General features: G+C 35.0%; 19 protein-coding genes and 1 pseudogene. All 20 read left to right on the top strand.

Going from position 1 to position 18,589, the window contains the following annotated elements:
* Positions 1-2: 2 nt before the first annotated feature.
* A complete protein-coding gene (locus tag J2T50_RS04440) occupies positions 3-605 on the top strand; it encodes a sugar transferase (protein WP_253364153.1) in 603 nt (200 codons plus the stop codon).
* A pseudogene (locus J2T50_RS04445) lies at positions 606-1,459 on the top strand (NAD-dependent epimerase/dehydratase family protein).
* Positions 1,460-1,472: 13 nt separating this feature from the next.
* Complete coding sequence (locus J2T50_RS04450; RefSeq protein ID WP_253364155.1) at positions 1,473-2,621, top strand: glycosyltransferase; 1,149 nt, start codon at positions 1,473-1,475, stop codon at positions 2,619-2,621.
* 9 nt (positions 2,622-2,630) lie between these two features.
* Positions 2,631-3,737 carry an EpsG family protein gene (locus J2T50_RS04455; protein ID WP_253364157.1) on the top strand — a complete coding sequence of 369 codons (1,107 nt, stop codon included), beginning with the start codon at positions 2,631-2,633 and terminating at the stop codon, positions 3,735-3,737.
* An 11-nt stretch (positions 3,738-3,748) separates the two neighbouring features.
* Complete coding sequence (locus tag J2T50_RS04460) at positions 3,749-4,795, top strand: glycosyltransferase family A protein (protein ID WP_253364158.1); 1,047 nt, start codon at positions 3,749-3,751, stop codon at positions 4,793-4,795.
* Entirely contained in the window at positions 4,782-5,750 is a 969-nt protein-coding gene (locus J2T50_RS04465; protein WP_253364159.1) for a DUF6625 family protein, read from the top strand. Before J2T50_RS04460 ends, J2T50_RS04465 begins: the two co-directional genes overlap by 14 nt.
* Complete coding sequence (locus tag J2T50_RS04470; RefSeq protein ID WP_253364160.1) at positions 5,741-6,721, top strand: glycosyltransferase family 2 protein; 981 nt, start codon at positions 5,741-5,743, stop codon at positions 6,719-6,721. Before J2T50_RS04465 ends, J2T50_RS04470 begins: the two co-directional genes overlap by 10 nt.
* A complete protein-coding gene (locus J2T50_RS04475) occupies positions 6,714-7,673 on the top strand; it encodes a glycosyltransferase family 2 protein (RefSeq protein WP_253364161.1) in 960 nt (319 codons plus the stop codon). Before J2T50_RS04470 ends, J2T50_RS04475 begins: the two co-directional genes overlap by 8 nt.
* A gap of 86 nt (positions 7,674-7,759) precedes the next feature.
* Complete coding sequence (locus tag J2T50_RS04480; protein ID WP_253364162.1) at positions 7,760-8,590, top strand: glycosyltransferase family 52; 831 nt, start codon at positions 7,760-7,762, stop codon at positions 8,588-8,590.
* Positions 8,587-9,993: an oligosaccharide flippase family protein gene (locus tag J2T50_RS04485; RefSeq protein WP_253364164.1), complete on the top strand. Its 1,407-nt coding sequence runs from the start codon at positions 8,587-8,589 to the stop codon at positions 9,991-9,993. Before J2T50_RS04480 ends, J2T50_RS04485 begins: the two co-directional genes overlap by 4 nt.
* A 4-nt stretch (positions 9,994-9,997) precedes the next feature.
* Entirely contained in the window at positions 9,998-11,014 is a 1,017-nt protein-coding gene (gene neuB / locus J2T50_RS04490; RefSeq protein ID WP_253364166.1) for an N-acetylneuraminate synthase, read from the top strand.
* Positions 11,015-11,072: 58 nt separating this feature from the next.
* Entirely contained in the window at positions 11,073-12,221 is a 1,149-nt protein-coding gene (neuC, locus tag J2T50_RS04495) for a UDP-N-acetylglucosamine 2-epimerase (protein ID WP_253364168.1), read from the top strand.
* Between the two features lies 1 nt (position 12,222).
* Positions 12,223-12,852, top strand: coding sequence for an acetyltransferase (locus tag J2T50_RS04500; RefSeq protein WP_253364170.1), 630 nt, complete (start codon positions 12,223-12,225; stop codon positions 12,850-12,852).
* A 10-nt stretch (positions 12,853-12,862) separates the two neighbouring features.
* Complete coding sequence (locus tag J2T50_RS04505; RefSeq protein ID WP_253364172.1) at positions 12,863-14,092, top strand: cytidylyltransferase domain-containing protein; 1,230 nt, start codon at positions 12,863-12,865, stop codon at positions 14,090-14,092.
* Between the two features lie 167 nt (positions 14,093-14,259).
* Entirely contained in the window at positions 14,260-14,505 is a 246-nt protein-coding gene (locus tag J2T50_RS04510; protein WP_253364173.1) for a phage holin, read from the top strand.
* 196 nt (positions 14,506-14,701) lie between these two features.
* Positions 14,702-15,478, top strand: a complete 777-nt coding sequence (locus tag J2T50_RS04515; RefSeq protein WP_494546316.1) for a dihydroorotate dehydrogenase electron transfer subunit — start codon at positions 14,702-14,704, stop codon at positions 15,476-15,478.
* 15 nt (positions 15,479-15,493) lie between these two features.
* On the top strand, positions 15,494-16,435 hold the full coding sequence (locus J2T50_RS04520) for a dihydroorotate dehydrogenase (RefSeq protein WP_253364177.1): 942 nt from the start codon (positions 15,494-15,496) through the stop codon (positions 16,433-16,435).
* Between the two features lie 7 nt (positions 16,436-16,442).
* Positions 16,443-16,931, top strand: coding sequence for a YbaK/EbsC family protein (locus J2T50_RS04525; protein ID WP_253364179.1), 489 nt, complete (start codon positions 16,443-16,445; stop codon positions 16,929-16,931).
* Positions 16,932-17,101: 170 nt separating this feature from the next.
* A complete protein-coding gene (pyrF, locus tag J2T50_RS04530) occupies positions 17,102-17,794 on the top strand; it encodes an orotidine-5'-phosphate decarboxylase (RefSeq protein ID WP_253364181.1) in 693 nt (230 codons plus the stop codon).
* A 35-nt stretch (positions 17,795-17,829) separates the two neighbouring features.
* Positions 17,830-18,459, top strand: coding sequence for an orotate phosphoribosyltransferase (pyrE, locus tag J2T50_RS04535; RefSeq protein ID WP_253364183.1), 630 nt, complete (start codon positions 17,830-17,832; stop codon positions 18,457-18,459).
* Positions 18,460-18,589: the final 130 nt, after the last annotated feature.

Raw genomic sequence — 18,589 nt, forward strand, 5'->3', positions numbered from 1 at the left:
AAATGTATAACCATTTTAAAAGATTGATAGACTTTTTGTTTTCAGGAGTAGCGATTGTGTTACTAAGCCCAGTTTTATTAATTATTGCTATCTGGATCAAATTAGATTCAAAAGGTCCTGTTCTTTTTAAACAAAGACGAGTAGGTAAGGATAAAGAATATTTTATGATTTATAAGTTTCGGTCTATGTATATTGATACACCAGCCGATACACCGACACACCTACTAAAAGATCCTACAGCAATGATTACTAAATCTGGCGCTTTTTTACGAAGAACAAGTCTAGATGAATTACCACAACTCTTTAATATTTTTAAAGGAGAAATGGCAATTATTGGTCCTCGTCCAGCTCTTTGGAATCAGTATGATTTGATTGAAGAACGTGATAAATACGGTGTTAATGATATTCGACCAGGATTGACTGGATGGGCGCAAATCAATGGTCGTGATGAACTTGAAATTGATGAAAAATCTAAGTTAGACAGCTACTATGTTGACAATATGTCGTTTGCTTTTGATATAAAATGTTTCTTTGGTACTTTCTTGAGTGTCGTAAAGAGTGAAGGCGTTGTTGAGGGGGGGACAGGAATGAAGAAGGAGAACTAGATGAAAAAGGTACTGATTACAGGAGCAAACTCCTATATAGGTACATCTGTTGAGCGCTGGTTACTACACTCTGATAACGAGTATGTAGTTGATACCTTAGATGTGAAGAGCCCCAAATGGATTGAACACGACTTTTCAATATATGATTCAGTATTTCATGTGGCAGGAATCGCACATTTCTCTAAAGATGAGAGTAAGAAAGATTTATATTATCAAGTTAACACTAAATTAACATATCAAGTAGCTAAAAAAGTAAAGGATGCTAATGTTTCTCAATTTATCTTCATGAGCAGCATAATTGTTTATGGAGATAGTACATCTAGAGAACGACTCATTACAAAAGATACAATTCCAACTCCAAGCGATTTTTATGGGGATAGTAAGTATCAAGCAGAATTAAAGATTCAAACTTTGGTAGATGAAAAGTTTAAGGTTGTCATTATTCGACCACCAATGATATATGGCAAAGGTTCTAAAGGAAATTATCCACGACTTTCAAAGTTAGCACAAAAATTACCAGTTTTTCCTAATTATGAAAATAAACGAAGTATGTTGCATATTGATAACCTTTGTGAGTTTATAAAGCAAGTTATTGATGGTAACTTGGAAGGTGTACTGTTTCCGCAAAACAAGGAATACGTAGCTACTAGTCAACTTGTAAAAACTGTTGCTAGTGTACATCATCATAAGATTAATCTAACCAAAATGTTTAATCCAATTATTCAATTGCTATTTTTTAATGATAATATAAAAAAATGTTTGGAAATTTAATGTATGAAACGACGATGAGTCAGTATGATTTTGAATATCAAATTAGAGATTTTGAAGAATCAATAGAATTAACAGAATTATAATGGGAGTATGATAGTGGAAAAGAAATATGCCCTCATTGTGGCTAGTGTTGCTTCGATGATAGAGCAGTTTAATATGCATAATATTTGTCTATTACAGGAGCAGGGATATGAGGTTCATATTGCGACAAATTTTGAAAACGGGAGTACAATTTCTGATGAGCGAATTATTCAACTGAAAGAAGAGCTAAATAGCAATAATGTTAAGTTTTTTCAGATTGATTTTAGTAGGAATGTCGGTAATTTTATAAGTCATAAAAAAGCATATTCTCAACTAAGAAGAATTAGCGAATTGTATAACTATTCACTCATGCATTGTCATTCTCCAATTGGTGGAGTACTTGCAAGACTTGTATTTAGAAATTCTTCAACGAAAATTATTTATACAGCACATGGATTTCAGTTTTACAAAGGGGGACGTGTCAGAGACTGGGTGTTATTCTATCCTATTGAATATATTTTTTCTTATTTTACTGATATTTTAATCACGATTAACAATGAAGATTATGCTTTGGCTACTACTTCGATGAAAGCAAAGAAAGTTTTCAAAGTGGATGGTGTTGGTATTGAATATTCAAAAATTCGGGCATCTGCTACTCGCAACAAATCATCAAAAATAAGGCATTCTCTTGGATTATCGGAAGAAGAAATAATATTAATTTCGGTGGGGGAATTGAGTGTTCGAAAGAATCATATGATTATTATTAAAGCTCTTGCTATGCTCGATTTACCAAATCTTACGTACTTAATTATTGGTCAAGGGGAACAAGAATTAGTTATTAAAAAATATTTGGAAGCAAATAATTTATGTAATAAAGTTTTGTTACTTGGTTATCGTAAAAACATTCCGCAATTACTTCAAGAGAGCGACATTTTTTGTTTTCCTTCTAAAAGAGAAGGGTTGGGCTTAGCAGCAATTGAAGCGATGGCAGCAGGTCTTCCGATATTAACTTCTAACGTTAATGGAATAAATGATTATTCTATAAGTGGAGAAACTGGTTATAAATACCATTTTGATGATGTAGAGGGGTTTGCAGAGGGGATTTGCCGACTATTAGATAATGAAACACGTCAAAAAATAGGAGAGCACAATGTCCATGCCGCAAAAAAATATGATATTGCACAAGTGAATCAGCAAATGAAAGCTATTTACAGTCAATTATAAGGAGAAAAAATGGTCATTTTTTATTTTATTTTTCTATTGTTGATTTGCCTGAGCCTTGTATTTCCTAACAGTAAAATAGTATTTGGGATGAATTCTTTGCTACTATGGATTTTGTTTGCTTTCAACCGCGGCGGTGCCGACTATATAGGCTATAGAGCAATGTTTTATACCTTTGGAAATGAGGCAGTACATTTTGATTTTAAAGGAGATTCATTGTGGAAGCTGCTTAATCAAATCTTTTATCAAATGCATTTTAGCTTGGAAATATTTCTAACAGTCATTCTTACCTGTGCAGTTGTTTCCTATTTGCTTTTTATCAAAAAATATTCCAAAAACCCTAATATTGTACTTGCTTTAAGCAGTGTATATCCTTTAGTAGATAACATCATACAGAAACGTTTTTTTTTAGCGATGGCAATTTTAATATGGATTGTTCCGATTTGTTTAAAGCATAGATATAGTTATAAACGATTATTCTATTCGACAGTATTCATCTACCTATCATATTTGATACACTCAGGATATGCTATCATGTTACTTTTATTAGTACCTATTTATTGTATAGATAGAGAGTTTAAAAGTAGAATGATAGGGTATCTAACAGTATTATCTGTAGTTTTAGGAAGTGTAGCTTTGAAATTTGCTCCGTTATTGATATCTAGTAGTAAGTTATATTTATACTTGGAAGATACTTCTTTAAAGACAAATCTTTGGAAATTGGTGGTTCATGTTGCCATTATTTTTATCTATACAGGACTTGTATATCAATCATATCGACCGTTAGTAAAAGAACATCCAGAAAACAAAGATTTTCATCAAGTATTAATGTGGATTTCATCAGGGATGTTGCTATTCATTCCTTTTGTATTACTCAATTCTACATTTTTTAGATTTCCACGACTTTTATTTTTATTCGCGTTTATCATGGTTTCCAATTTATTCAATGTGAAAGACTATAAGATAAAATTACATACATTTAACGTATTACTTATAATGATGGGGATACAGGTGGCAATGTTTGCGATGATGTATGTCTTGACAGGAAATGCAGGTTTTAATAGTTTGGTGCGCCCTTTGATTGAATTAAATGAAGTTTTGCAGCATGTAGTGAGGTAAGGAGAGAGTAAGTGAATAAAGTTTCAATTATTGTTCCGATATATAATGTTGGAAACTACTTATTTCAATGTTTGATGAGCATTCAAAAACAAACTTATCAGAATATTGAAGTAATTTTAGTAGATGATGGAAGTAGTGATTTATCATCAGATGTTGCAAAGAGATTCTCGGAACAAGATGAACGATTTATTTATCATCGCAAAGTTAATGGAGGTTTATCTTCGGCTAGAAATGCTGGTTTGAAAATGGTTACGGGAAACTTTGTTTTATTTGTAGACGGGGATGATATGCTGGAAGAAAATTGCGTTGAAGAGTTGATACGAGTTCAAAATGCATTTGAAGTTGATATTGTATTATTTCCATTTACTAAATTTTATGGTACGCAACGGGAAGAATGTTCGATTATCCCAACAGAATTTCCGGTTGATTTGGCTGGATACGTCCATCAAAGAATTTTTGGTTTAACCAATTCACAATTAAACGCACCTCTTACTAGTGAGAGACTAAATACTGCATGGGGGAAATTGTATTTGTTTGAAAAAATACAGAATTTCACCTTTACGGACACTCAAATCATTGGCAGTGAGGATGTATACTACAATGCTCAAGTGTTCAGTCAACATCTATCAGTAGCCTATTGTGATAATACTAGATATTTGTATAGAAAAGATAATGAGAATAGCTTAACAACTGTTTATAATGAGGCGTTGATTGATCGTCATCATCGATTATATAGTTTGATGTTTGATATTATTCAAGAGCATAGTTTAGATGAAAATTTTACAGAGTCTTTAGATAATCGGATTATTTTAAATTTATTCCCTTTAATTGCCAATATAGTGAACTCTAAAAAAAAATTGAGATTTAAATTAGTAGCGATTAAAGAATTATTGACTAAAAAGATATATCAAGAGAGATTTAGAGCTTTTCAATTCTCCAGATTACCATCTATATGGAGAATTTTTTACAGGTTGTGTAAATATAAAATGGTATTTAGTTTGTTGTGTATGGTACGAGTAATGTATATGGTGAGGTCGTTACGAAATGGCAATAAATGATCCTAAAAGAATTTTCATTATTCCTTATTTTGGAAAGTTTAATAATTACTTTCAATTATTTTTAAATTCATGTAAACAAAATAATCAGACTAATTTTTTAATTTTAACAGATGATACCACTGCATTTGATTATCCTCAAAATGTTACGGTCATCTATACTTCTCTGGAAGAAATAAGTACCAGAGCTGAGAGCGCATTACATCGACCTATACATATTAATAGAGCCTATAAATTATGTGATTTTAAAGCTATATATGGAATACTGTTTGCAGATTTGGTTCAAGATTATGATTATTGGGGATATTGTGATACAGATTTGATTTTTGGTAATTTTGATGGTATGATAGAAAAAATATTCGAACAAGATTATGATAAAATATTCTTTTTAGGACACTGTACCTTGGTCAGAAATTCAAAAGAAATTAATCAATTATTATTGTCTAATAAAAATTTTTTAGAAAAATTAACAGATGTTGATAATAATTATTCACTAGATGAAGAATTTAATGGAAGTATCAATACAATATTACTAAATAAAGAAAAAAGAGTGTGCTTAGAGGAATTAGAAGCAAATACTTATACCAAAACGTCAAATTTTTATTTAACGAAATGGAACAAGAGGCTTCAAAAGTATGAGATTATCAAGCGGAAAAATCATGTATTTGTTCGTGAAGAAAAAGGTTTATTTGAGTATTTTATAGAAAATGGTCAGCTGATAAAGAAAGAGTATCTATATATGCATTTTCAATCACGTCTAATGGAGCTTAAGGTGGATTGTAACAGTTCAGTCTACAAAATTATACCGAATGCTTTTGAACCATTAGAGTATACAGAAGTTAGTCTAGATAATTTCGCGAAAATCAAAAAGAAAAATTGGAACTTACATTATTTTAGATTACGTTCTAAAAACCTTAAAATAAAACTAGAAAGAAAATTAAAGAAAAAATGGAAGTAGATATTAGCGTTATCATCCCCGCTTACAATGCAGAAAAGACAATAGAAAAATGTATCGAAAGTGTATTGGTACAGACTGGATGTAGCTATGAGATGATAATTGTGAATGATGGCTCAACAGATCGAACACCAGAAATTATTGAGCGATATAAGAAACAATACGATAATATTGTATATATTAGTCAAGAGAATAAGGGACCTGCTATAGCTCGAAATGTTGCTCTTGATAAAGTTTCGGGGAAACATATATTATTTCTAGATAGCGATGATTTTCTTACGGTAGATGCCTTTGCCATCTTATCCTCTTATATTGGGAAGGATTTAGTTATTTTAGGATTTCAGCATGTAAAAAATGAAGAGATAGTAAAAAAGTACCGTTTTGATAGGACACAACAGATAAATTTGAGAGATTTATTTGAAGAGTATAGATATTTATCTTATCTAAATCCAAGTTGCACAAGACTATTCAAAGCTTCCTTAATAAAAAAATATAATATAGAGTTTGTTTCTGAGGATGTAATAGGAGGTAGCTTTGGTGAGGATACTATTTTCAATTACTCTTATTATAAAAATATATTAAACTGTTACGTAGATTCTAGTATTATTTATAATGTAAATTTAACTGAAAATTCATTATCCAGAACTTATAAAAAAAATACATTTCAACCGATGTTATATTCATTAAAATTAAGCCAGGAGCTCTCGCTTTCAACTAAAGGGAAATCATTGACCTTTTTAAAGTTATTAAAAAATTTTGTTCTAAATGAGATTGGAACAGGAGTTAATAGTTTGATCATTATTGCTGAAATTAAAGAGTTTCATCAACAGAGTCAAAGTTTTCTCGTATCAGATACTAGCCTATATAATCGCTTATTGGTATTTTTTTTAAATAGAAGGTTTTATTTTATGAGCTATTTTGTTTTAAAAATAGCTTTTTGGAGATTAAAAAATATGAGGTCAAAAAGTGCATAAAATTTCGATTGTTGTTCCTGTATACAATGTCGAGGAATATCTATCAACTTGCATAGAGAGCATTCTTTGTCAAAACTATCAGTATTTAGAAATTATATTGGTTAATGATGGCTCAACAGATTCTTCGGGGAAGATTTGTGAAAGGTATCAGAAAATAGATGAGAGAATAAAGGTACTTCATAAGCAAAATGGAGGTCTATCGGATGCTCGGAATAAGGGAACAGAAATTGCTAGCGGAGACTATATCACATACGTGGATTCAGATGATTTTATAGCTGAGAACTATATTGAAGAATTATATAATATTTTGTTAAAAAAAGAGGCTGATATAGCAGTTTGTTCTTATATTGATTATAGAGAGGGGGAAACTTGCGAAGAGAAGAGTCTGTTGAAAAATTGGACAATATCTTTGTATAGTTCTGCTGATATCATTCAATTAATGTATGACTTTAATCGATTTAAATCAAGCTTAACAACAGCGTGGGGGCTATTACTTCCTAGCAAGGTTGCTAAAAAAGTCACGTTTCCAAAGGGAAAATTGCATGAAGATGAATTTACGACCTACAAGTATTATCTTGAAGTGGAGAAAGTTGCGGTAACAAATCAGCCGCTGTATTTTTATCGCTATCGAAAAGATTCGATTATGAATAAGGAATTTAATTGTAAGAGATTAGATGCTATAGAAGCATTGGAAGAGCGTTTAAGTATTATTGAGCAAAAAGGCATTGATATTTACAAAACGGTTTGTGCCTATCTCTATTTGTTATTATTGTATAAGTATCAATTGGAAAAAAGCAATATTGTCTATCAAGATGATTTAACTAGTAAATTTAAGGCCTATTTTAAAAAATATAGAAATATTTTGTCGTTGAAAGATAGAGTCCGCTTTTTTGTAATAAAATTGCTTGGGAGTTATTTTTTCGAAATCAAAAGGATTGTTGGACGTATTTGAGAAATAAAATGAAAAAAATATATATATGCCACACAGTTTATCATTTGTTAATTGCTCTTTGTAAACTTGATTTAAATGAAAAAAACATGGTTATTTTATTTAATAAAATCCCTAAACGAGAAGAAATTGCGCAAATATTAAGAGAGCACAAGCTAGAAGTTCAAATATATTCTGAGTCAGAAAAAAAATATATAGGTTTTCCTGCTGCTGACGAGGAGAGTCTTTTCTTATTTAATGATTGGACGAATATAGGGGATTTTTTTAGAAAAAATAAAATGGAATATCATTTGATTGAGGATGGATATAACTATTTTTCTGTAAATGTTTACAAAAAAAGGACACGATTTCTTATTAGAGCTTACTACACATTATTTAAAAAAGATGAACGTCCCTTAGGTTATTCGCGATTTTGTAAGTCTATTGAGGTTAATTCTTTAGCAGTTATTCCTTGGGATAGTCGTTGGAAGAAGTTTGTCAGTGTTTCAAGAACAGAACTTTTTGAGAAAATTCCATCAAAAAATCGTCAATTGATATTTACATTATTTCATGTAGAGGAATTTCATATTAAAAGTCAATCGGTCTTGGTCTTGACACAACCACTAGTGGCTGATAGATGGTATAAGACAGCTACTGAAAGTTTTCAGACTCTAGATGAACAATTTGACTATTATCAAAAAATTATCGAAAAATATCGTATGTTAGGCTATACTGTTTATCTGAAAATACACCCTCGTGATAAAGTAGACTATAGTTCGCTCAATGTTACACTGCTACCCCAAAATATACCAATGGAACTTTTAGATATGGTATGCGACCAAAAATTTAGTATAGGTGTTACTCATTCATCAACTGCTCTGGATTTTTTAAATTGTGTAGAGGAAAAAATTACTTTATTCGATCTGAAAGGGATGAAATGAACACAAAAAAACTCATGACCTCAGGTTTCTTATATACACTGGGGAATATATTTGTACAGGCAATTGGATTCATCACTCTTCCTATTTACACTCGCATTATTTCTCAAGAGGTATTTGGAAAGTTTAGTTTATTCTCTTCCTACATGAGTATCTTTATGTTGGTGATTGGTTTACAGGTTTCTGGTTCCTTAAGTGCAGCAAAAGTAAAATATGCGAATGAGTATGATCGTTATGCTGTCAGTGCCTTTCATTTTTCGGGTTTATTTGCTTTTAGTTTGCTCTTACTAGCGCTCTTATTTCGAAAGTTACTGGGAGAGTTATTCGGTTTTTCCGAACAAGTTATTGTTCTCTTAGCTGTCCAAACGTTCAATGGATATTGTTCTGGTTTTTTGGGAGCATATTTTATCCAAAAACAAGAGAGCGTCGCTAATTTTTTGTTATCTTTTGGTAGTGCAATTGTGAATACTGTAATTTCCATAGGATTGATTACAGTTATGACAGATGATTTTTTGGCACGCGTTTATGGAGGTGTTATTCCAAGCAGTGTGCTCATGATAATTACAGTCATTTATTTTCAGCGAAAAAAACAACCGTTTTTTGATAAAAAGTATTTGTCCTTTATGTTGATGATTTCTTTGCCTCTTATTTTTCATCAATTAGGACACTTAGTTTTAAATCAGTTAGATAGAATTATGCTTGGTAAGATGCTGTCTATCAAGGAAGTTGCGATTTATAGTTTTGGCTATACAATGGGAATGATTATACAGACTGTTTTAAATAGCATTAATATGGCGTGGATTCCTTGGTTTTTTGAAGCTAAGAAAAAGAAAGATAAACGTTTACATTACTATGTGTTACGCTATTTGGCTCTTGGGCTATTTTTAACATTAGGTTATTTAACGATTTTTCCAGATTTAGCTCTGTTGATGGGTGGGGAGAAATACAGTCAAAGTATTGATTTTATAGCGATGATTATTATCAGTTACTTTTTTGTGTTTCTATATACTTTCCCAGTCAATATTCAATTTTACTATGCGAATACAAGGATGATTCCTATTGGTACGATTGCTGCGGGAGTAGTAAATGCTGTTTTGAACTACTTTTTCATTCCAAAATTTGGAATTTACGGTGCAGCAGTTGCTACGGTATTATCTTATCTAAGTTTATTGGTTTTTCACCATATCATTTCTAGAAAAAGATATCAATATGATGAGGTAACTGTCAAGGTGTTCCTTATCTTTTCTCTGATTGCAATTGGTTATGCTTTACTGATGAATCAATTTTCAGACAGTTTACCAATTCGTTGGTGTTTAGGAATAATGGTTGTGATCGCTTATGGTGTTTATTTTAAAACAGATGTACAAGCGCTTTATCAAGTGATTGTTCGAAAGAAAAAGGAGTAGTTAAGTGGTTTATATTATTGCAGAAATTGGCTGTAATCATAATGGTGATGTTCAGCTAGCAAAAAAAATGGTCGATGTAGCAGTTGAGTGTGGTGTTGATGCTGTTAAATTTCAAACGTTTAAGGCAGAAAAGCTGATTTCTAAATTTGCCCCTAAAGCAGAGTATCAGAAAGCAACGACTGGTACAGCAGATAGTCAGTTAGAGATGACTAAACGACTTGAATTAAGTTTTGACGAGTACTTGGAAATGCGTGATTATGCACTTACAAAGGGAGTTGATACTTTTTCAACACCTTTTGATGATGAGTCGCTGGACTTTTTGATTTCAACAGATATGCCTGTTTACAAGATTCCTTCGGGGGAAATTACCAATTTACCATATCTCGAAAAAATTGGGAAGCAGCAAAAAAAGGTTATTTTATCAACGGGTATGGCAGTGATGGAAGAAATTCATCAAGCGGTGGACATTCTTCGACAAAATGGGACTACTGATATTTCTATTTTGCACTGTACAACAGAATATCCGACCCCATATCCATCTTTAAACCTAAATGTCATTCATACATTAAAAGAAGAATTCCCAGAATTGACGATTGGTTATTCTGATCACTCTATTGGTTCAGAAGTTCCTATTGCGGTAGCAGCAATGGGTGCAGAAGTCATTGAGAAGCATTTTACATTGGATACTGAAATGGAAGGACCGGATCATAAAGCAAGTGCGACTCCAGAAATTTTAGAAACTTTGGTAAAAGGGGTTAGAATTATCGAACAATCCTTAGGGCGTTTTGAAAAAATTCCAGATCCGGTCGAAGAAAAAAATAAAATTGTAGCTCGAAAATCTGTTGTAGCCTTACGACCAATTAAAAAAGGTGAAATCTTCTCAGAAGAAAATATTACCGTAAAACGACCAGGAAATGGTATTTCACCTATGTCATGGTATGAAGTTTTAGGTAAAGAAGCACAGGAAAACTTTGAAGAAGATGAAGTCATCCGCGATTCTCGCTTTGAAAATCAGTTGTAGCTAAAATATTCTTTTTTACTGAGTTGAGAAACAATTTTGGAAATATATAGGATTTAATATGAAAAAAATTTGTCTGGTTACAGGTTCTCGTGCTGAGTATGGTATTATGAAACCGTTAATTCAAAAACTATTTGACGATGAAGAAATTATTCCGGATATTGTTGTTACCGCAATGCATATGGAAGAGAAATACGGCAATACTTATCGTCAAATTGAAAGTGATGGTTTTCCAATTGCCTATAAAATTCCATTGAACTTAAGAGATACTCAGAAAGAAACTGTTTCAAAAAGTATGGCAAGATTGCAACTGGGTTTGACCGATATTTTCCAAGAAAATGAGTATGATTTAGTAGTCATTTTGGGAGATCGCTATGAAATGTTACCAGTTGTAAATGTTGCTCTTATTTATAACGTGCCGGTTTGTCATTTGCATGGAGGCGAAACGTCACTTGGTAATTTTGATGAATATATTCGCCATGCGATTACCAAGATGAGTCACTTGCATCTTGTTGCAGCTGAAATGTTTCGTCATCGTGTAATCCAGATGGGAGAACAGCCTCGATTTGTGATAAATACGGGCTCATTAGGCGTCGAAAATGCTTTATCAATTCCCTCTTTGTCAAAAATAGAATTAGAGGAGCAATTAGCTGTTAAGTTGGAAGAATCATATGTGGTTGTATTATATCATCCCGTAACTTTTGAAGAAGGCCTATCAGCTGGAGACCAAATGGCAATTGTATTGGAGGCATTAAGTCGATTTGGGCAACAATGTATTTTTATTGGTTCAAACTCCGATACTGGTTCTGATGAAATCTCCACGGCAATTGCTTCTTACCTTAGGAAACATCCAAATTGTCATAGTTTTACCTCATTGTCAACACAGCAGTATCATTCACTCATACGTCATTCAAATGGTTTAGTGGGGAATTCATCATCTGGTTTAATTGAAGTTCCGTCTTTAAATAGAGCTACTTTAAATATAGGTGATAGACAAAAAGGTAGATTGAGTGGTAGAAGTGTTTTAAATGTTTCTGTAGATAGCGATGAAATTTATACTGGATTAAAATCCTTGGAAAAGGTAACAGATTTTTCAAATCCATATTATCAGGAAGATGCCTCTCAGAAAGCGTATCGAGCTATTAAACAGTATCTTAATGAAACTCCTTCTATTTCACAACCTTTTTATGATTTAAACGTGGAGGGTTAATGTGAAAAAAAAATTGGCATTTTTAGGGGCTGGTAGTCATGCAGATGCGATTGTTCCTGTTATTGATAGATTAAGCTATGACTTTATTGGTTTTTTTGATGATAAAGATATTAAGGAACATGATGGCTACCCTATTTTAGGTCATCTGTACGATGTTTTGAAGTTTTTAGAGAATGGAACAATTGATGCTGTTTTTATTACAATTGGGGATAATGCTAAAAGACGTGAATTGTTTGATTACGTTGCAAAGGATTATTATGATGCCATCATTAATATTATCAGCCCAAATGCTTTAGTACTAACTCCTGAAAGTATTTGTGGTAGAGGGATATTTATTGGATTTGGTGCTTTTATTGGCTCAAAAGTTCAATTATTTGACAACAATGTCGTGAATACTGGTGCCTTGATTGAACATCATACAATTGTGAAATCTCACTGTAATATTGCGCCCAATGCGACAATAAATGGACTTTGTAAAATAGAAGAAGAAGTTTATATTGGTAGTGCGAGTGTCATTATTCAAACCTTAAGTATTGCTTCACAAACAACAATTGGTGCTGGTGCAGTGATTGTAAAAGACATTATAGAAAGCGGGACTTATGTTGGAGTTCCAGCGAAAAAAATTAAGTAGAGGTCAAACAATGAAACCAATTTGTATTATTCCTGCACGTTCTGGCTCAAAAGGTTTACCTGATAAAAACATGCTTTTTTTAGCTGGAAAACCAATGATTTTTCATACAATTGATGCAGCTATTGAAACAGGATTATTTGAAAAAGAAGACATTTTTGTTAGCACTGATTCAGACTTATATCGAGATATTTGTTTAGAGCGTGGGATCTCTGTTGTAATGAGAAAACCGGAATTATCATCGGATACAGCTACTTCATATGATATGATGGAAGACTTTTTAGCTGATTATGAGGATGATCAAGTCTTCGTTTTATTACAGGTGACATCGCCATTAAGAAAGGCATGGCATATTGAGGAAGCAGTAGATTACTATACATCTCATGATGTCGATAATGTAGTGAGTTTTTCAGAAGTTGAAAAGCATCCACGTTTGTTTTCAACTTTATCAGAAGAAGGCTTTGCTCAAGATATGGTAGGTGCTGATAGAGGATATCGGAGACAAGATTTACAACCCCTATATTATCCAAATGGTGCTATCTATATTTCGGATAAGCAAACGTATTTAAAAAATAAAAGTTTTTTCACTCCCAAAACCTATGCATATAAGATGGCGAAAGAGTACTCTTTAGATGTTGATACGAGAGATGACTTTATTCATGTGATTGGGCATATTTTCTTTGATTATGATCGTAGAGAGCAGGAAAATAAGGAACTTTATCGACAGGGATTTAAGAAAAAAATGGATAGTAAGGCGAATCGCCTTATTCTAGGAGACTCAAGAACAGTAAATATTGACTTAGAAGGCTTTGCGAATTACTCTCAAGGTGGTTTGACACTCTCTACCCTTTTAGAAAATATTGATATCATTTTAACTGATCATGTAAAAGAAGTCTTTTTATCTATTGGTGTGAATGACTTCATTACAAATCATTCTATCGAATCAATATGTAAAAATTTTGAGAAATTCTACAATATTCTTGTTGAAAAAGAAATAAAATTAAGTATGACAACAGTTGCTTATACGCTTTTTCGAGAAACGGTTAAAAACAGTGAAGTGCACCAGCTGAATAATTGGCTAAATAGCTACTGTCATAAAAATAATATTGCTTTGTTTGACATCAATGAATACGTTGCATATAATGATAGGTTAGATTATCAAAAAACAACAGATGGATTACATTTTAAAGATGAAGTTACACAACAATTACAGATAAAATACCAAGAATTTTTAGCTGAATAGAATAAATAATGGAAATTAGTTGTTTAAAAGAGACTAAATTTATATTTTTTCAAACAGTATGTTCGCTATTTCCGAATTTTTATGAAAAATTTTGATAAATTATGCCCAGTTTTTCAAATTTTAGTGTATGATATTACTATAAAAATTTGAAAAAAGGAGAATGTATCATGAGTGATATTAAAAAGCGAGTACACCGGCATATGTTTTGGATTGGCCTAGTTTCTTTAATATTAATGCTGATTGATAATATTACCTTATCTTATTTTGATATGGATTTGAGTACTAAATTAAATCAGATAGAGCAAACTATTTGCATTATTTTAAGTATATTACTCTTTTTAGGGATATTAACCAATCATACAGATAGAGGAGTAAAACTTTCTGGAAAGATTGATGATAAAAATTCAAGATAATATATTTGGAGAAATTTATTTTTAGGATTCGTCTAATTTTTGACATTCCCCGTCATTTGCTCTATAATAATCAATAATTTAATTTCCTTTAACTAAGTCCAGAGAGGCTGGGAAGGATGCGCAGATCAAGGGCAGGTTCTGTCCAATTTTCGTGTACCTTGCCTCTTGGCGAGGTTCTTTTTTTGAAGAGAGGTCTGTGATGATAATGAAAGAAGAGTTGGTTATTGTGGCGCAGGAGGAGATAGCTCCTCGAATTTTTGCCATGGATTTGTCTGGTGAGATGGTGCAGGAGATGGCTGCGGGTCAGTTCTTGCATATTCGGGTTCCGGATGCGAGCAAGGTCTTGCGTCGGCCGATTTCGATTTCTCAGGTGGATAGGGAGGCGAACAGGTGTCGGATTATTTATCGGATTGAGGGCGAGGGGACGCGTCAATTTTCCCAGATGCAAGTCGGACAAGTATTGGACTGCATGGGGCCCCAGGGAAATGGTTTTGATATTTCATTTTTGAGTGAGGGGCAGTCGGTCTTGCTGATTGGTGGGGGAATTGGTGTTCCTCCGTTGGTTGAGCTAGCGAAGCAGGTTGCCAACTTGGGCTGTCAGGTGACGTCTGTGATTGGTTTTGCGAATAAGGAGGCGGTCATCTTGGAGGAAGCCTTATCAGCTTATGGGGGAGTTGTGGTCACTACTGATGATGGTTCTTATGGTCGTAAGGGTTATGTTTCGGAGGTTGTGGACGAACTTTCTGAGGAATTTGCAGCGGTCTACTCATGTGGAGCACCGGGGATGATGCGCTATGTGGATGGAAAATTTGCCCAGCATGTTCATGCTTATATGTCGCTCGAGTCGCGGATGGCTTGTGGGATGGGGGCGTGTTATGCTTGCGTAGTGCATCCTAAGGATGGTCAGGAAGCTGATTTGCAGCGGGTTTGTGAAGAAGGACCGGTCTTTCCGACAGGTAGCTTGATCTTATAGGAGGTGGAAATGGTTATGGAGAAAAATTGTTTGGCGATTTGTTTGCCGGGATTAGAGTTGAAAAACCCTATTATTCCTGCATCGGGTTGTTTTGGCTTTGGTCAGGAATTCGCCAAGTACTATCCCTTGGATGTTTTGGGTTCCATTATGATAAAGGCAACGACCAAGGAAGCTTGTTTTGGCAATCCTACGCCACGTGTTGCTGAAACACCATCTGGGATGTTGAATGCTATTGGGCTGCAAAATCCTGGTGTAGATGTCGTTTTGTCTGAAAAGTTACCTTGGTTGGCAGAGCATTTTCCAGAACTACCGATTATTGCAAATGTAGCAGGTTTTTCCAATGAGGAATATGCGTATGTCTCGGAGAAGATTTCCAAAGCGCCAAATGTCAAGGCCATCGAGCTCAATATTTCGTGTCCCAATGTGGATCATGGAAATCACGGGCTTCTGATTGGGCAGGTTCCAGAATTGGCTTACGCTGCGGTCAAAGCTAGTGTAGAGCATTCAGATGTGCCGGTTTATGTCAAGTTGACGCCTTCTGTAGCAGACATTACTCAGGTCGCAAAGGCAGCAGAGGATGCGGGGGCGATTGGCTTGACGATGATCAATACGCTTGTCGGTACACGCTATGACTTGAAAACGCGTCAACCGATTATCGCAAATGGTCAAGGTGGGATGTCAGGGCCAGCTATTTTCCCAGTTGCTTTGAAGCTAATTCGTCAAGTGGCGCTGGCAACCGATTTGCCAATTATTGGAATGGGTGGGGTTGACTCTGCGGAGGCTGCGCTTGAGATGATGATTGCGGGTGCTTCTGCGATTGGTGTCGGTACAGCGAATTTTACGGACCCCTATGCCTGTCCAAATATTATTGATGAGCTCCCCAAAGTCATGGACAAATATAGCATCCAGAGCTTGGAGGACTTGCGGGCACAGGTGCGACAAGAGTTACGAAAGTAGGTGGCAGATGGTATTTGCGACAGAGAAAGAAGCTTATGATTTGTTGGAAAAATTGAATATCCCATATGAGCGGCATGACCACAAGGTCATTACCTCTGTGCAGGATTTGGATTTTACCTTGCCGGGGCAGCAGGTCAAGGATTTATTGTTGAAAAATAAAAAGGGCAATCAGCTTTATCTGGTGATTTTGCATGATGAGAAACAGGCTAATCTAGCGCAGTTAGCTGAAAATTTGGAAGAAAAGCGCTTGTCTTTTGTGAGAGAGGAGGTGCTGGAAGAACTCTTACATGTGCCTGCAGGTACTGTGACGCCTTTTGGTTTGCTATTTGATGTGGAGCATCGGATTCAAGTTATTGTGGATGCTGCTGTGGACCAGACGACTACGGTGGGATTTCATCCCTTTATCAACTCGACGACGCTCAATATTGCCTTTAGTGATTTTGAAAAAATCGTCGCGGAGACCGGTCATGTACTTCGGACCATTGACTGTGGTTAGGTTCGGAAAATAATTGACAAATAGAAATCGAAGTGATAGACTGATTCTAAATAAAAACCTTTAACAAGGTCCAGAGAGGCTAAGAAGGGAAACGGTGTAAGAGGGGAAACCCTGATTTTGTCGTACCTTGCCTCAGGCAAGGTATTTTTGTAGAGAAAAAGGAGGTTCGTATGCGCGAAGATAGACCGATTATTGCATTGGATTTTCCAGATTTTGAGACGACGAAGGTATTCTTAGAGAAATTTCCCAAGGAAGAAAAATTGTATGTCAAAATTGGAATGGAGCTCTATTATGCTTGTGGCAGTCAGGTAGTGACCTATGCCAAGTCATTAGGACATAGTGTGTTTTTAGATTTGAAATTGTATGATATTCCCAATACGGTCAAGTCAGCCATGACAGTTTTGCGGAAATTGGGCGTAGATATGACAAATGTGCATGCGGCCGGTGGTGTCGAAATGATGCGAGCTGCACGGCAAGGATTTGGAGATGAGGGATTATTGATTGCGGTCACGCAGCTAACCTCGACTTCTCAAGAACAGATGCAGGATTTTCAAAATATCCAGACCAGCTTGGCTGACTCGGTCCGACATTACGCCAAGAAAACAGCAGAGGCTGGTTTAGATGGGGTCGTTTGTTCAGCTCAGGAAGTGGCTCTAATCAAGGAAGCAACTGCAGACGACTTTCTTTGTTTGACGCCAGGAATTCGTCCAAGTGGGGCAGAAAACGGAGACCAAAAGCGGGTGACGACGCCGGGACAAGCTCGGGAAATTGGTTCAGATTTCATCGTGGTCGGAAGACCCATAACTCAGTCGGAAGACCCGGTTGCAGCCTATCAGGCTATCAAAGGTGAGTGGAATTCTTAGTAGATACAGGATTAGTGATATAAAAGGAGAAAATCATGACATTAGCAACTCAAATCGCAGCAGATTTATTGGATATCAAGGCAGTTTATTTAAAACCAGAGGAGCCCTTTACGTGGGCTTCGGGTATCAAGTCGCCAATTTACACGGACAATCGCATTACTCTTTCTTATCCTGAGACTCGGACCTTGATTGAAGATGGATTTGTTGCGACGATTAAGGAAAAGTTTCCAGAGGTGGAAGTGATTGCGGGGACAGCGACAGCGGGGATTCCGCACGGGGCGATTATTGCAGACAAGATGAACTTGCCATTTTCTTATATTCGTTCAAAACCAAAGGACCACGGTGCGGGCAATCAGATTGAAGGGCGTGTGATTAAAGGTCAGAAGATGGTTATCATTGAAGACTTGATTTCAACAGGTGGTTCTGTGCTGGAGGCAGTTGCAGCAGCGAAAGCAGCAGGTGTTGAGGTGCTAGGTGTGGTGGCTATTTTCACCTATGAATTGCCAAAAGCCAAGGCTAATTTTGAAGAAGCTGGTGTAGAATTGCAGACCTTGTCAAACTACACAGAACTCATCAAAGTCGCCAAGGTCCAAGGCTATATCGATGCCAATGGATTGACCTTACTCAAGAAGTTTAAAGAAAACCAAGACACTTGGCAGGATTGATGAGTTAGCACAGACTTTTTCATGTGAAAGAGCGCAAAATAAGGTAAGGCTGGCGATGGTCCAGCCCTTTTGGTACCAAATGCACTTATCATCTGAAATGTGGTAAAATAATAAGAATAACGAATTTTGA

It is taken from the genome of Streptococcus gallinaceus (genome assembly GCF_024170225.1).
Lineage (GTDB): Bacteria > Bacillota > Bacilli > Lactobacillales > Streptococcaceae > Streptococcus > Streptococcus gallinaceus.

Bases quoted from the DNA above. Each gene is read 5' to 3' on its own strand.
- pyrE (WP_253364183.1), top strand. From the start codon at position 17,830: ATGACATTAGCAACTCAAATCGCAGCAGATTTATTGGATATCAAGGCA.
- J2T50_RS04485 (WP_253364164.1), top strand. From the start codon at position 8,587: ATGAACACAAAAAAACTCATGACCTCAGGTTTCTTATATACACTGGGG.
- J2T50_RS04440 (WP_253364153.1), top strand. From the start codon at position 3: ATGTATAACCATTTTAAAAGATTGATAGACTTTTTGTTTTCAGGAGTA.
- J2T50_RS04510 (WP_253364173.1), top strand. From the start codon at position 14,260: ATGAGTGATATTAAAAAGCGAGTACACCGGCATATGTTTTGGATTGGC.
- J2T50_RS04480 (WP_253364162.1), top strand. From the start codon at position 7,760: ATGGTTATTTTATTTAATAAAATCCCTAAACGAGAAGAAATTGCGCAA.
- J2T50_RS04465 (WP_253364159.1), top strand. From the start codon at position 4,782: ATGGCAATAAATGATCCTAAAAGAATTTTCATTATTCCTTATTTTGGA.
- J2T50_RS04520 (WP_253364177.1), top strand. From the start codon at position 15,494: ATGGAGAAAAATTGTTTGGCGATTTGTTTGCCGGGATTAGAGTTGAAA.
- pyrF (WP_253364181.1), top strand. From the start codon at position 17,102: ATGCGCGAAGATAGACCGATTATTGCATTGGATTTTCCAGATTTTGAG.
- J2T50_RS04455 (WP_253364157.1), top strand. From the start codon at position 2,631: ATGGTCATTTTTTATTTTATTTTTCTATTGTTGATTTGCCTGAGCCTT.
- J2T50_RS04470 (WP_253364160.1), top strand. From the start codon at position 5,741: ATGGAAGTAGATATTAGCGTTATCATCCCCGCTTACAATGCAGAAAAG.
- J2T50_RS04505 (WP_253364172.1), top strand. From the start codon at position 12,863: ATGAAACCAATTTGTATTATTCCTGCACGTTCTGGCTCAAAAGGTTTA.
- J2T50_RS04525 (WP_253364179.1), top strand. From the start codon at position 16,443: ATGGTATTTGCGACAGAGAAAGAAGCTTATGATTTGTTGGAAAAATTG.
- neuC (WP_253364168.1), top strand. From the start codon at position 11,073: ATGAAAAAAATTTGTCTGGTTACAGGTTCTCGTGCTGAGTATGGTATT.